This is a genomic window from Solilutibacter silvestris, assembly GCF_050574925.1.
Classification (GTDB): domain Bacteria; phylum Pseudomonadota; class Gammaproteobacteria; order Xanthomonadales; family Xanthomonadaceae; genus Solilutibacter; species Solilutibacter silvestris_A.
On record NZ_JBCMOO010000005.1, the window covers coordinates 81533 to 96628 of the forward strand.

Annotated in this window: 9 protein-coding genes; 4 read left to right on the plus strand and 5 right to left on the minus strand. The window is 65.6% G+C overall.

Annotation, left to right across the window (positions count from 1 at the left end; genetic code table 11):
- Nucleotides 1-70 precede the first annotated feature (70 nt).
- The 4 genes from ABE093_RS10570 to ABE093_RS10585 form a co-directional block, all read right to left on the minus strand.
- Complete coding sequence (locus ABE093_RS10570; protein WP_430760858.1) at nucleotides 71-2179, minus strand: M13 family metallopeptidase; 2109 nt, start codon at nucleotides 2177-2179, stop codon at nucleotides 71-73.
- 177 nt (nucleotides 2180-2356) lie between these two features.
- The gene (locus ABE093_RS10575) at nucleotides 2357-4072 is read right to left on the minus strand and encodes a cation acetate symporter (protein WP_430760989.1); all 1716 of its coding nucleotides are present in this window, start codon (nucleotides 4070-4072) and stop codon (nucleotides 2357-2359) included.
- Between the two features lie 14 nt (nucleotides 4073-4086).
- Nucleotides 4087-4401, minus strand: a complete 315-nt coding sequence (locus ABE093_RS10580) for a DUF485 domain-containing protein (RefSeq protein ID WP_430760859.1) — start codon at nucleotides 4399-4401, stop codon at nucleotides 4087-4089.
- 47 nt (nucleotides 4402-4448) lie between these two features.
- Entirely contained in the window at nucleotides 4449-5906 is a 1458-nt protein-coding gene (locus ABE093_RS10585; protein ID WP_430760860.1) for a DcaP family trimeric outer membrane transporter, read from the minus strand.
- A 196-nt stretch (nucleotides 5907-6102) separates the two neighbouring features.
- Here ABE093_RS10585 and acs point away from each other — a divergent pair, with 196 nt between their 5' ends.
- The 4 genes from acs to ABE093_RS10605 all read left to right on the plus strand — a co-directional run bounded on the left by acs (nucleotide 6103) and on the right by ABE093_RS10605 (nucleotide 11528).
- Nucleotides 6103-8058 carry an acetate--CoA ligase gene (gene acs, locus ABE093_RS10590; RefSeq protein WP_430760861.1) on the plus strand — a complete coding sequence of 652 codons (1956 nt, stop codon included), beginning with the start codon at nucleotides 6103-6105 and terminating at the stop codon, nucleotides 8056-8058.
- Between the two features lie 7 nt (nucleotides 8059-8065).
- On the plus strand, nucleotides 8066-8734 hold the full coding sequence (locus ABE093_RS10595; protein WP_430760862.1) for a response regulator: 669 nt from the start codon (nucleotides 8066-8068) through the stop codon (nucleotides 8732-8734).
- Nucleotides 8735-8862: 128 nt separating this feature from the next.
- A complete protein-coding gene (locus ABE093_RS10600; protein ID WP_430760863.1) occupies nucleotides 8863-9801 on the plus strand; it encodes a polysaccharide deacetylase family protein in 939 nt (312 codons plus the stop codon).
- Between the two features lie 8 nt (nucleotides 9802-9809).
- Nucleotides 9810-11528, plus strand: coding sequence for an ATP-grasp domain-containing protein (locus tag ABE093_RS10605; RefSeq protein ID WP_430760864.1), 1719 nt, complete (start codon nucleotides 9810-9812; stop codon nucleotides 11526-11528).
- Here ABE093_RS10605 and ABE093_RS10610 read toward each other — a convergent pair.
- The gene (locus tag ABE093_RS10610; protein ID WP_430760865.1) at nucleotides 11525-14977 is read right to left on the minus strand and encodes a hybrid sensor histidine kinase/response regulator; all 3453 of its coding nucleotides are present in this window, start codon (nucleotides 14975-14977) and stop codon (nucleotides 11525-11527) included. The two genes, ABE093_RS10605 and ABE093_RS10610, sit on opposite strands and share 4 nt — an antisense overlap.
- Nucleotides 14978-15096 lie beyond the last annotated feature (119 nt).

Genomic DNA, 15096 nt, shown 5'->3' on the forward strand with positions numbered 1-15096 from the left:
TTTGATCGGCTGAAACAGAACGGGCGCCTCGCGGCGCCCGTTTTGCGTTGCAGTGTCGCTGCGCTGCGGATCACCAGACCCGCACGCGATCCTTCGGGTCGAGATACATCTTCTGGCCGGCGACGACGTTGAACGTCCCGTACCACGCATCGATGTTGCGCACGGTATAGATGCGGAACTGCGCCGGTGCGTGGACATCGGTGGCGATGCGATTGCGCAGCGCGGCATCGCGCATCTTGGTGCGCCAGCCCTGGGCGAAGGCGAGGAAGAAGCGCTGGTCTCCGGTCAGCCCATCGATCACCGGCGCTTCCTTGCCATTGAGCGACTTGTGGTAGGCGTCATAGGCGACGGCAAGACCCGCGAGATCGGCGATGTTCTCGCCCAGCGTCTGCTCACCCTTCACGTGCAGGCCCGGCAGCGCTTCGTAGGTGTCGTACTGCGCGGCGAGTTTCTTGCCGGCGTCCTTGAAGTGCGCGGCATCGGCCGGCGTCCACCAGTTGGCCATGCGGCCTTCGGCATCGAAATCGGCACCCAGGTTGTCGAAGCTGTGGCTGATCTCGTGACCGATCACCGAGCCGATCGAACCGTAATTGGCTGCGGCATCGGCCTTGGGATCGAAGAACGGCGCTTCGAGGATCGCGGCCGGGAAGTTCAGCGCGTTCTGCAGCGGCAGGTTCACCGCGTTCACCGTCTGCGGCGTCATCCACCACTCGCCGCGATCGGGCGCCTTGCCGAGCTTGGCGAGCTGGTGCTTGTACTCGGCGAGTCCGGCGCGCTCGGCATTGCCCAGCGGATCGTCGGCCTTGATCTCCAGCTGCGAATAGTCGCGCCAGGTGTCGGGATAGCCGACGCCGACCTTGATCGTCGCGACCTTGGCCTTTGCCTTGGCCTTGGTATCGGCGCTCATCCAGTCGAGCTTGTCGATGCGCTCCGGGAACACCGCGAGCAGGTTGTTGACGAGCTGGGTGATCTGTTCCTTCGACGACGCCGGGAAATATTTCTCCGCGTAGCGCTTGCCGATGGCGTCGCCGAGCATGCCGTCGGTCACCGCGATGCCGCGCTTCCAGCGATCGCGCTGCTGCGGGATGCCGTTGAGCGCGGTGCCGTGGAAGGCGAAGGCGAGATCGTCTATGGCCTTGGGCAGGAAGGCGGTGCTGCGATCGATGGTGTGGAAGGTCAGCCACGCTTTCCAGGCATCGATCGGCTGGCTGCCGACCAGTGCAGCGAGCTTGGTGATCGCGTCAGGCTGCCATGCGTCGATCGCTTGCTGGCCATCGAGGCCGGCGGCCTTGAAATAGGCATTCCAATCGAGGCCCGGCGCCTTCTTGGCGAAGTCGGCGGTCGCCCACAGGTTGTTGGCCTTGTGGGTGTTCTCGCTGTCGGCGAGCGGCGCGTGGGCCTTGGCGATCTGCATTTCCAGCGCCATGACCTGCTTGGCCTTGGCGTCCGCATCGGCGATGCCGGCCTGCTTCAGCAATGCGCCGATGTAGGTTTCATACTTGCCGCGGATGTCGGCCATCGCCTTGTCGTTCGACAGGTAGTAGTCGCGATCAGGCAGGCCGAGGCCGCCCTGCAACAGGTAGCCGATGTTCTTCGACGGATCGGTCAGGCCCTGCGAGACGAACAGGCCGAAGAGGTTGTCGGTGTGATAGTTGGTGGCGTTGAGCGGATCGACATCGGCGCGCAGGCCGGCGCCGAGGTATTGCGAGAGCGCGGCCTTGTCCTTGATGCCGTCGATGGCGGCGAGTTGCGGCTTCAGCGGCGCGAGTCCGCGTTGTTCGATGCCGGCGGTATCCATGAAGGCGTTGTAGGCGTTGGCGATGCGCGCCTCGTCGCTGCCGGCGGCCGGCTTGGCTGCGGCGATGCCCTGGATCAGTTCCTTCTCGCGCTGTTCGGCCTTGTTGAAGACATCGAGGCCGACGCCGGTGGCGGAACGATCGGCGGGGATCTCCGCCGTCTTCGCCCAGGCGCCGTTGGCGTAACTGTCGAAGTCGTCGCCGGGCTTCACCGTCTTGTCGATGCCGGCGAGGTCGATGCCGATGGCGGGTGCGGCGGGCGCCGCGGCCTTGGCGGGCGCGTTGGCATCGGCTGCAGGTGCGGAGGCATTGGGCTTGCAGGCGGCAAGGGCGCCGAGCACGGCGAGCGCAAGGACAGTGCGGCGAAGGGGTTGCGTATTCATGTAGTCACCATGGAAGGGTACAAAGCCCTGCGAGTGTGCGCCGTCCAGCCTTCGAGGCATGTGCAGGAAGTCACTGCGACACCCACGCAAAAAAGACGCCGGCTTGCGCCGGCGCCTGCAATGCCCGAGGGAGACGGGCGGCGGGCGCGCGATGATCGCGTCGCCCGAAGCGGTGAATCAGTGCCCGGATGCCCCGGAAGCGCCCAGTCCGGTTTCCGCGCGAACTTCCTGCGCCTCGTAGTCGGCGCGTTCGCGGCGGGCATTCGCGCTCTTGTCCGTGATCGAGAACAGCCAGATGCCGACGAAGGCGATCGTCATCGAGAACAGTGCCGGCGAGGTGTAGGGGAACGGCGCCGAGCCCTTGGCGTGGCCGAGCGTGGCTTCCCACACCGACGGCGACAGCAGCGTCAGCACCAAGGACGTGATGAGGCCGAGCGATCCGCCGATCACCGCGCCACGCGTGGTGCAGTTCTTCCACAGGAGCGAGAGGATCAGCACCGGGAAGTTGGCCGATGCCGCGATCGCGAAGGCCAGCGACACCATGAAGGCGACGTTCTGCTTCTCGAAGGTGATGCCGAGCAGCACCGCGACAATACCGAGGATCACGGTGGTGATGCGCGACACTTTCAACTCCGAACCCGGCGCCGGATTGCCCTGCTTGATCATCGTGGCATAGAGATCGTGCGAGACCGCCGAGGCACCCGACAGCGTCAGGCCCGCCACCACCGCGAGGATCGTGGCGAACGCCACCGCGGAGATGAAGCCCATGAAAACGTTGCCGCCGACCGCGTTGCCGACCAGCACCGCCGCCATGTTGGTGGCGCCGGCGCCACCCTTGATCACGCCCTTGGCGACATCGGAGAACTCCGGATTGGTCAGCACCAGCGCGATCGCGCCGAAGCCGATGATGAAGATCAGGATGTAGAAGTAGCCGATCCATGTCGTTGCCCACAGCACCGACTTGCGGGCCTGCTTGGCATCGGGAACCGTGAAGAAGCGCATCAGGATGTGCGGCAGGCCCGCGGTGCCGAACATCAGCGCCATGCCGAACGAGATCGCCGAGATCGGATCCTTCACGAATCCGCCAGGGCCCATGATTGCCAGCCCCGCCTTGCGCGCCTCTTCCGGCGTCTTGCCCGCGTTCGCGGCGACCTGCGTCTTGACGTCGACGGCGGCGGCGAACAGGCGTTCGAAGCTGAAACCGAAGTGCGCCATGATCATCAGCGCCATGAAGGTGACGCCGCACAACAACATGCAGGCCTTGATGATCTGCACCCAGGTGGTCGCGGTCATGCCGCCGAACAGCACATAGATCATCATCAGCGCGCCGACCAGCACCACCGCGACCCAGTAGTCGAGGCCGAACAGCAGCTTGATCAATGCGCCGGCGCCGACCATTTGCGCGATCAGGTAGAACAGCACCGTCACCAGCGTGCCGGCGGCGGCGAACATGCGAATGGGCTTTTGCTGGAAGCGATAGCCGGCGACGTCGGCGAAGGTGTACTTGCCGAGGTTGCGCAGGCGCTCCGCCATCAGGAAGGTGAGGATGGGCCAGCCGACCAGGAAGCCGATCGCGTAGATCAGTCCGTCGTAGCCGTCCTTCATCACCGCGGCGGTGATGCCGAGGAAGGAGGCTGCCGACATGTAGTCGCCGGCGATGGCGAGGCCGTTCTGGAAGCCGGTGATGCCGCCGCCCGCGGTGTAGAAATCGGCGGCGGAGCGCGTGCGACGCGCCGCCCATTTGGTGATCCACAGCGTCAGCGCGACGAAGACCACGAACATGCCGATCGCCATCCAGTTGGTCGGCTGCTTGGTGGTCTGGCCGATGTCGCCACCGGCGGCGAGGACGTTGCCGGAGACCAGCGCCAGCGTCGCGAACGTAGCGAAGCGCATGCGTAGGAGGCGATTCATGGATTGTCCTCCAGCACCTGTGCGGCGAGGCGGTCGAATTCGCTGTTGGCGCGCCGCACGTAGAACCCGGTGAGCGCGATGGTGAAGACCATCAGTCCGATCGCGATCGGGATACCGATGGTGCTGACACCGTCGCCGATCGGCTGCGCGAGGAAGGATTTGTCGAAGGCGATCAGTCCGATGTAGCCGAAGTAGGCGACCAGCATCAGGAGGGTGAGCGTCCATCCCAAGGTGTTGCGCTTGTGCTTCAGCTCCTTGTAGATCGGGCTGGCGGCGATGCGATCGATCCGTGGATCACCGGTGGCGTTCATCGTGCGGGTTCCTTGTTGTCGTGATTGGTGGGACTGCACTGCTGCGATCAGAAGCTGTACTTCACCGTCGCCTGCACGCGCTTGAGATCGCCGGAACGGTTGTCTTCGAGATCGCGCTTGCCGTAGGTGATCTCGGCGCCGAGATCGAGCTTGGGAATCGGACTGTAGATCAGGTTGGCATGGATCGAACGGGCGCGCTCGGTGACGCCCCAGCTGTTGATGCCCCAGCCGGGCAGGCTGCGGTCGTTGTCGAACATCGCCATCGAATACATCAGGTTGCCGCGCAGTTTCGGCGAGAAGGCGTGGCGCCAGGACACGAAGCCGCCGTAGCCGTCGAGCGCGTGCAGGCCGCCGTTGGCGTCGAGCACGGTATCGCTGCCGAGGCCGAAGGCCATGTAGCGACTGATGCCGCTGCCGGCATTGACCATGTAGCGCAGGTCGTCGTTCTTGCCGATGTTGAAATTGCCGGCGACGCTGACCGCGCCGCCGGTGGCGGTCTTGGCCGACTGGTAGCTGCCGTTGGCGAGCTTGTTCTGGTATTCGAACTGGCGCGCCAGCAACGCCACCGAGAAGTGGCCCCAATTCCCCTTGGTGGTGTAGCGCGCGGTGAGATCGGGCATCACGTTGGCGCCGGAATTGGCGAGGCGCGCGCCGGTGGCGACGCTGCCGATGGTGGTCTGCGGATTTTCGGCGGAGAACGACCAGTTGCCCTTGGCGTAACGGATCTGTGCCTGGCGCACGAAGATGGTGCCATCGGTGGGGCCGACGAAATCGACCGCGTCAGGCAGCGCGGCCACGTCCTGGAAGTTGCTCCAGGTCTGGCCGGCCAGCCAGTTATTCCATTGCACGTAGGCTTGGCGCAAGGTGACACCGTAGGTATTGGTCGACGTCTCGTTGCCGTTCAGCGCATTGCTGCCGCCGCCGTAGAAATCCATCTCGACATAGCCCTTGAGCTTGTCGCCGCGCTGGGTCACGGTGTCGGCGCTCAGCCAGAAGCGCGACAGCTGCGCGGAGATGTCGGTATAGGCATTGCCGCCGTTGGCGGGCGGGGCGCTGACCGGGATCTGGCTGGGGAGATAGAAGATGCGCCCGGCGCTGCCGTCGTCGATTTTGCCGTCGCTGGTCTTGGTCGCCATTGCGTCGAGCTTGACGAAGCCGCCATAGGAGAACGTGGTGCCGGGATTGGCGCCGGTATTGATCGCAGTCGCCTGGATCGGCTGCTTGCCGGCCGGCAGCGGCGCCGGTTGCGTCGCCTTGATCTTGTCGAGTTCGGTCTTGGTGTCGGCGACCTGGGCGTGGGCATCGGCGGCCTCGGCCTTGGTGGTGTCGAGCTGCGCCTGTTGCTGTTGCTGCGCGTTCACCAGTGCCTTCACTTGGGCTTCGAGTTGGGCGACGCGCGCTTCCAGTTCCTTTTCCTTCTTGGTGGCGGCGAGTGCGGGATTGGCGGCGGTCAGCGCGAGCGTGATCGCAAGCGCCAGCGGAGTGCGGAGACTGGGTCGTTTCATCTCGGTTTTCCCATGAAGAGAGATCCGTGCGGGACCACGGCAACCGCAGCCTGCGCCGCGCATCGGGGGCTGGCTATTCGCCTTTGGTCGAAAGAAAGGGCGACTACGACGAAGGTCTAAGCACGATGTTGCATCGCGGTAGCACGGATGCGGCACACTCTCTTCTTCAACGAACACGTTCCACCGGGAGAACGCCATGACCGATCACGCCGCCGACATCTACAAGGCCAGTCCAGACTTCACGGCCGCGGCCGGCACCGCCAAGGCCGATGCCGAACGCGACTACGCCGCATCGATGGCCGATCCCGACGCGTTCTGGGCCAAGGTCGCGGATCGCATCGAGTGGTTCCGCAAGCCGACCAAGATCCGCAACGTCAACTTCCACGCCGACGATTTCCGCATCAAGTGGTACGAGGACGGCGAACTCAACGCCAGCGTCAGCTGCCTCGACCGCCACCTCGCCACCCGCGGCGACAAGCCGGCGATCGTGTTCGAACCGGACGATCCCGCGACGCCTTCCGAAACCATCACTTATCGCCAGCTGCACGCACGCGTCTGCAAGCTCGCCAATGCGCTGCGCAACCTCGGGGTGAAGAAGGGCGACCGCGTCACCATCTACCTGCCGATGATTCCCGATGCGGTGGTCGCGATCCTCGCCTGCGCGCGCATCGGCGCCGTGCACATGGTGGTGTTCGGTGGCTTCGCGCCGAATTCGATCGCCGATCGCATCGCCGATTGCGGCAGCAAGCTCGTCATCACCGCCGACGAAGGCCGTCGCGGCGGCAAGGCGGTCGCGTTGAAGGCCAATGTCGATGCCGCGTTGAAGCTGCCGGGCACCAATTCGGTGGAGACCGTGCTGGTGCTGCGCCATACCGGTGGCGCTGTCGACATGCAGATGCCGCGCGATCGCTGGTTCGACGCCGTCGTCGATGGCCAGCCCGAGACCTGCGAACCGGAGCGCATGAACGCCGAGGATCCGCTGTTCATCCTCTACACCTCGGGTTCGACCGGCAAGCCCAAGGGCGTGCTCCACACCACCGGCGGCTACCTGACCTACGTCAGCTACACCCACGAGAAGGTGTTCGACCTCAAGGAAGACGACGTCTACTGGTGCACCGCCGACGTCGGCTGGGTCACCGGCCACAGCTACATCGTCTACGGACCGCTGGCCAACGGCGCGACCGCGTTGGTGTTCGAAGGCATCCCGAGCTGGCCCGATGCCTCGCGCTTCTGGCAGGTGATCGACAAGCACAAGGTGTCGATCTTCTATACCGCGCCGACCGCGATCCGCGCGCTGATGCGCGAAGGCGACGCGCCGGTAAAGAAGACATCGCGGCAATCATTGCGCCTGCTCGGCAGCGTCGGCGAGCCGATCAATCCGGAAGCGTGGCGCTGGTATTACGAGACCGTTGGCGACAGTCGCTGCCCAATCGTCGATACCTGGTGGCAGACCGAAACCGGCGGCATCCTAATCTCGCCGATTCCCGGCGCGGTCGACATGAAGCCGGGTTCGGCGACCTTGCCGATGCCGGGCGTGAAGCCCGCACTGGTCGATGCCAATGGCGCGATTCTCGAACGCTCGACCGAAGGCAACCTGGTGTTGCTCGATTCATGGCCGGGCCAGATGCGCACGGTCTACGGTGATCACCAGCGTTTCATCGACACCTATTTCAAGGCCTATCCCGGCATGTATTTCACCGGCGACGGCTGCCGTCGCGATGAGGACGGCTACTACTGGATCACCGGCCGCGTCGATGACGTCATCAACGTCAGCGGCCATCGCATCGGCACCGCGGAAGTGGAATCGGCATTGGTGAGCCACCCCAAGGTCGCCGAAGCGGCAGTGGTCGGGTTCCCGCACGACATCAAGGGCCAGGGCATCTACGCCTACGTCACCCTGAAGCAGGGCGAGGAAGGCAGCGACGACCTGCAGAAGGAATTGAACGTGCACGTGCGCAAGGAGATCGGGCCGATCGCGACGATCGACCACCTGCAATGGGCGCCGGGCCTGCCGAAGACGCGCAGCGGCAAGATCATGCGCCGCATCCTGCGCAAGATCGCCGAGAACGCGCCGGATCAACTGGGCGATACCAGCACGCTGGCCGATCCCACGGTGGTGGCCTCGTTGGTGGAAGAGCGCAAGGTGAAGTGAGCAGGGCGTGTCGACACTGCTGATCGCGGACGACCACCCGCTGTTCCGCGAAGCGTTGCGCGGGGTGGTCGCGCGCCTGTTGCCGCAGGCGAAGATCAACGAAGCCGAGAATGCCAGCGCCTTGTACGCGCTGGTGGATGCGCATCCCGATGCCGACCTGTTGCTGCTGGATCTCAACATGCCGGGCGTGCACGGGTTTTCGGCGCTGGTGCACCTGCGCGCCAGTCATCCGCAATTGCCGGTGGTGATGGTGTCTGCGCGCGAGGAACCGGCGGTGATGCGGCGCGCGCTCGATCACGGCGCCGTCGGTTTCATCCCCAAGTCCTCCGACGCGGCGACACTGGCCCATGCGTTGCAACAGGTGCTGGATGGCGAACGCTGGGTACCGGAAGCCGCGCTGGCGGCGGTACCGACCAGCGACGAGGAGCATGCCGTCGCCGCGCGCGTGCGCGAGCTGACGCCGCAACAGTTCCGGGTGCTGCAGATGCTGGGCACGGGCCTCCTCAACAAGCAGATCGGCTACGAGCTCGGCGTTTCGGAAGCCACGATCAAGGCGCACATGAGCGCGATCATGCGCAAGCTCGGCGCGCGCAATCGCACCCAGGCGATCCTGATCGCCGGCAAGCTCGCGGTCGATCCCGACGCCGTGCAGGCGCCGCCCGAAGACCTCGACTGATCCGGGCAAGCGCCTGAATGGGCCTGCCATACGCCTGCAACAGGATGGCGTAGGATAGGCGCATCCCGGGGCCACGATGGCGCCGGCAGGTGGGCAACAAGGACAGTTCCCGGCATAGGCCTGAGCGCATGGAATCGCTGAAATCCCTCGTGGTCAAACTGGTCCAGTCGGCGGCGCTTGTCGCCGGCCTCTCGCGCCGCGTGGCGCGGCGGATGCCGGTGCGCCGGATCGTGATGCTGCATGGCGTCGGGCCGGGCGAACTCGAAGTCGCTGCCTTCGTCGCGCAGATGGAATGGCTCGCGCGCAATTTCCGCGTGGTGCCGCTGGGCGAGCTGATCGCCGGCGTGAACACCGGAGCACCCGCTGCACAGGAAGTCGCATTGACCTTCGACGACGGTTTGCGCTGTCATGCCGAAGTGGTCGCGCCGGTGTTGTCGCGCCTCGGCCTGCCGGCGACCTTCTTCGTCTGCCCCGGCCTGATGTCCGAACGCCGCTGGCTGTGGAATCACGAAGCGCGCGTGCGCCTGCAGTTGCTCGACGATGCGCAACGCCAGGCATTGGCGGTGGATACCGGAGCGCCAAGTGCTGCCATCGAACCGTGGGTGGAGTGGATGAAGACGCTGCCGCTGGCGGCGCGCCGGCAAGTGGAAGCGTTGATCCGCGCGCGCACGCCGGGATTCGTGCCGACGCCGCAGCAACATGCGCGCTTCGATCCGGTGAGTTGGGAACAGTTGCGGACGCTGGACAGCGATCTGTTTACCGTTGGTTCCCATACCTCCAGCCATCCGATCCTCACCACGCTGGACCAGGTGGAACTTGAGAACGAACTGCGCGGTAGCCGCGATGCCCTCGAGCGATTCCTCGGCAAGCCGGTCGATCTCTTCTGCTACCCGAACGGTTCGCAGGATCGGCGTGTGCGTGAAACCACGGCGAAGATCTACCGGGCGGCGGTGACGACCGAGAGCGGATTCGTCGGCGATGGCCAAGACCTGCACGATCTCCCGCGGTTCCCGGTTGCCGACAACGTCGCGCTGTTCGCGTGGCGCATGCATCGCCCGGAAGCCTGACTGCGGCCATGTCTTCGATTTCGCCCGGTGCAGTGCTCGTCCTCGATGCCGACAGCAGGGCCGGCCTTGCCACCGTGCAGTCGCTGGGGCGTCGCGGCGTGCCGTCGCATGTCGGCATGCGCGCGGCGGGCAGCCTGACTGCGCATTCGCGCTGGTGCACGCGGATTCACCCGCAGCCTGCGGCGGAAGCCGTCGCCGATGCGCATGCATGGATGCGTGGTCTGCACGCGGAACATCGCTTCGTATTGATCGTGCCGACGACGGAGGCTTCGTTGCTGTGGCTGCGGGCCTTGTCACCGGAAGATCCGCTGCGCAAGCTGGCGCTGTTGCCTTCCGACGAAGCGCTCGACATCGCCTTGTCCAAGGAACGCACGCGTGCGCTGGCCGAACGCATTGGCTTGCCGGTGCCGGGATCGCGCCTGCTGGCGCGGGGCACATCGCCCGGGGATCACGAATCCTCGGGTTTCCCCTGTGTCCTGAAGTCGGCCAGCAGCAAGGTGCAGGTCGATGGACGGCTGGTCACGCTGGCGCCGGTCGTGGTGCGTGACGCATCGATGCGCAGCGCATTGCTGAAGAAATGGTTGCCGCATACCGACGTGCAGGAACAACGGTGGGTGCCCGGGCGCGGTGTCGGTGTCGAGCTGGTGTACGCGAATGGTGAGGTCGTCGCAGAATTCGTTCATGAGCGTTTACACGAGCTGCCGCTGACCGGCGGTGGCAGCACCCTGCGGCGCGCGGCGAAACCGGATGCGCATTTGCTGGAACTATCGAAGCGGCTGCTCGATGCATTGCAATGGCAGGGCGTGGCGATGGTCGAATGGCGTCGCGCCGACGACGGTGCGATCCATCTGATGGAAATCAATCCGCGGCTATGGGGGTCGTTGCCGCTGACGATTGCCGCCGGTGTCGATGTGCCTGCGATCCTCCACGACCTCGCGCGAGGAACACCGGGGCGGGTGGTGACGCGCTGGAAGGAGAACGTTTACGCGCGCAACATCGGTGAAGACGTCCGTTGGACGATGTCCAACCTGCGTGCGGACCGCGCCGATCCATTGCTGCTCACGCAATCGTTGCCGGCCATGCTTGCCGGGTGGTTGCGGGTCTTCAGCGGACGCGAAATCTACGATGGCTGGCGTGTTGGCGATCCTGCGGTCGCCATAGCCGAACTGAAAAGCGTTGCGCGCGGGTTGTATGCACGCCCTGCAGGGATGTTGCACAGGCGATCCCTGCGCCATCGGATCATCAAGGCGCACGAGGCGCGTTTCGGCGCGCATGGCGAACACCTGCGACCGATCCGGAACCTGTTGTTCCTGTGTTACGGCAACATCTGCCGCAGCCCGTTCGCGGAACGGTTGGCGCAGCAAACCCTGCCGGCACTGGACATCACCAGCGCCGGATTCCATCCGCGCAGTGGCCGTGCGAGCCCGGAACATGTCGTGCGGGCGGCGCGCGTGCATGCCGTCGACCTGGCGGATTGGTCGTCGCGGGAGGTCACCGGGCGCATGGTGGCGGACGCCGACTGCATCGTGGTCATGGATGTCTCCCATCTCGAGAAGATGCAGGCGGATTTCCCCGAGGCGCTGGACAGGACGACATTGCTGGGCCTGTTCGATCGCAACGGTCCGGTCGAACTGATGGATCCCTATACCCTGTCGCCCGAGAAAACCGGCGCGGTCATGCGCGACATGTCGCGCGCGATTTCGGGTCTTGCGAAGGCGCTGCGTTAACCGGCTTCGGATGCGCTCATGGCGCGGCGTGCGGCAAGAAACGCGCGCAGCGAAGCGGGTTTCACCGGTTTGGTCAGCACCTGCACGCCGCGTCCCTGCGCGCGCTGCTTCAGCGCGTCGCTACCATCGGCGGTGAGTAGTGCGCCACGGGCATCGGGGCAGTGCGCCTGCAATGCGCCCAAGGCGTCGAGCCCATCCATGCGGTCGTGCAGGTGGTAGTCGACCAGCAACACGTCCGGCGACTGGTCCGCCTGCGCCAGTGCTTCGTCGATGGTGGCCGCGCACAGCACCTCGACCTGCCAGCGTCCCAGCAGTGCACGCATGCCGGCGAGGATATCGGGATCGTTGTCGACGCAGAGCACGCGCAATCCGGCCAGCGATGGATCGACGGTGGCCAGCGTCGTGGGTGCCAGCGTCGAAACCGAGGCGTCGATCGCGACGCGCGGCGCGCGAATCGAGAACATGCTGCCGCGTCCGATGGCGGAACGGGCATCGAGCGCGTGTCCGAGCAGCTTGGCGATGCGTTGGCAGATCGACAGGCCGAGGCCCATGCCGCGCCCGTCCCAATCGAAGGCCTGCTCGTAGCGATGGAACTCATCGTAGATCTGGCGCATGTGGTGTTCGGGAATGCCGGGGCCGGTGTCCCAGACCTGCAATTCGACTTGCGACCCGCGTGCGCGCGCCGCCAGCACGATGCGTCCGTGCGGGGTGTAGCGCAAGGCGTTGGCGAGGAAGTTCTGCAGCACCCGGCGCAACAGTCGGCGATCGCTGCGTACGAACAATCGCGGCGCGTGCACGCGGATGTCGATGCCGCGCCCGGCGGCCATTGGCGCGTATTGCGCGGCGAGTTCCTGCAGCAGTTGCGCGGTATCGACGTCCTGCAGCACCGGCGTCAGTGCGCCGGCGTCGAGGCGCGAGACATCGAGCAGGCCGTCCAAGAGTTCCTCGGCAGCACGCAAGGACACGTCGACGCGCTCGGCGAGATGGTGCTGTTCGACCGGATCGGCGCTTTCGCGCAATGCCGAAGCGAACAGGCGCGCGGCGTTCAATGGCTGCAGCACGTCGTGGCTGACCGCGGTAAGGAAGCGCGAACGCGATTCCTGCGCCGCTTCGGCCTCGCGGGTGCGTTCGTCGACACGCTGTTCCAGCGTCTCGTTGATCTCGCGCAATTCGCGTTGCGCACGGACGTGTTCGCTGATGTCGCTGTAGCTGGTGACGTAGCCGCCACGCGGCAGGGACTGTCCATGCAGTTCGATCACCCGGCCGTCGCCGCTGATGCGCACGGTGACGTGCGGCGAGCCCGCGCGCATGTGGCCGATGCGTTTTTCGATCTGCTGCTCGATATCGCCGCCGCTGATCTCGCCGATTTCGCCGCGCTCGATGTTGTGGCGAATCAGGTCGGCGACCGGGCGGCCGACGTAGAGCATGCCGTCGGGATAGCCGAACAGTTCCTGGTAGCGGCGATTCCATGCCACCAGGCGCATGTTGCGATCGACCACGCTCACGCCCTGGTCGATGTTCTCCAGCGTGTTGGAAAGAATCTCGCGGTTGAAGCGCAATTCCTGCCCGGCCTCGTCGAGCACCGCGACCACTTCCGCCACTTCCATGCCGGAACCGCGCAGCGCGCTGGTCAGCATCAGTCGCGCCGATGCCGCGCCGATCGCCGCGGCGAGCAGACGTTCGCTGAACTGGATCCACTGGCGTCCCGCGCGTGCGCCTGGCTGCAGCACGTGGCCGCTGGTGCGGGCCTGTTCCTCGAAGGCGCGTTGTGCGGTGCGTTCGCCCAGCACGCGCGCGCACAGCGTCAGCAGGTCGGCGATCTGGATGTTGCCCGACCACTCGCCGGCAGCGAGCGTGCGTTCGGCGTAGGGGTCGAGGAAGGGCGAGGCGCGCAGGCGTTCGTCGAGGTTCGGACGCCAGCGCATCGAACCCAGCAGCAAACCGCCGGTGTTGAGCAGCAGCGACCAGATGGTGCCGTGGGTCAGCGGATCCCAACCGGAGACACCGAACAACTGGTGCGGGCGCAGCCAGCCGATCCCGAACGGGCCGGTGTCGATCCAGGCATCGCCGAACCATCCCGAATTCGCCAGTGCCGGCAGCAGCAAGGTGTAGGTCCAGATGCCGAAGCCCAGCAGCAGGCCGAGTTCGGCGCCGCGCCGGCTGGCGCCGCGCCAGTACAGGCCGCCGATCAGCGCCGGTGCGAATTGCGCCACCGCCGCGAAGGCCATCAGTCCGTAGGCGGAGAGCGCGGTTTCGCTGGCGCTGAAGCGGTAATAGCCCCAGGCCATCGCCGCCAGCATCACGATCGCGGCGCGACGAATCCACAACACGGTCGAGGCGACATCGGCGCCGGAATGATCGACGCGGCGCGAACGCAGCAGCAGCGGCATCACGATGTCGTTGCTCACCATCGTCGCCAACGCCACGCTGGCGACGATCACCATGCCGGTGGCCGCGGAGAACCCGCCGACATAGGCCAGCATCGCCAATGCATTGTTGTGGCCGGCCAGCGGCAGCGCCAGCACGAAACTGTCGGCCAGCGCCTTGCCGTCGCGCCCGAACGCGCTGACGCCGGCGGCGGCGATCGGCAACACCATCAAACAGATCACCACGAGATAGGCGCCGAACAGCCAGCGCGCGCGACGGATGTCGGCGACGTCGCCGCATTCGACCACGGCGACATGGAACTGACGCGGCAGGCAGAGGATCGCGGCGAACGCGAGCAGCGTCTGTCCGACGAAGCCGATCGGTGGCGAACTCTCCACCAATGCGCGAGTGGCATCGATGACGGAAGTGTCGCGCCGGCCGAGCCAGCCGATGGCGAAGACGCCGATGGCGATCAGCGCGACGATCTTGACCAGCGATTCCAGCGCGATCGCCAGCATCATGCCCGGACGATGTTCGGTGGCGTCGACTTCGCGGGTACCGAACAGGATCGCGAACAGCGCCATCAGCGCGGCGATATACAACGCGGGATCGCCGAACAGGGTGATCGACGAACCGCTGCCGCGCAGTACGTCGAGACTGATCGCCACCGCCTTGAACTGCAGGGCGAAGTAGGGGACCGCGGCGATCAGCGCGATCACCGTCACCAGCGCCGCGAGTTGCTGCGAACGCCCGTAGCGCGCGGACAGGAAGTCGGAGATCGAGACGGTGTTCTGCGACTGCGCGATCAGCGCCATCCGTTCGATGATACGCCAGCCGAACACCAGCACCAGCAGCGGACCGAGATAGATCGGCAGGTAGCCGATGCCTTGGCGCGCGGCGGTGCCGACCGCGCCGTAGAAGGTCCACGACGAGCAGTACACCGCCAGCGCCAGGCTGTAGACGATCGGGCGTAGCCAGCGCAGCCGCGGATAGACCGGATGACGATCGCCCAGCCAGGCCACGCCGAAGAGCAGGGCGGCGTAGCCGATTGACGCCAGCAGGAGCATCCAGCCAGGCAGCATGGGGTTTCCCGATCCAGTTATGGCGAGTGTGCGGGTCTCGGGATTGGTGGGCAAATCTTGGTGCGTTACACCCTTGGACCACCCGCTTGCACATCCTCCACAGTCGGATTACAGTGAAC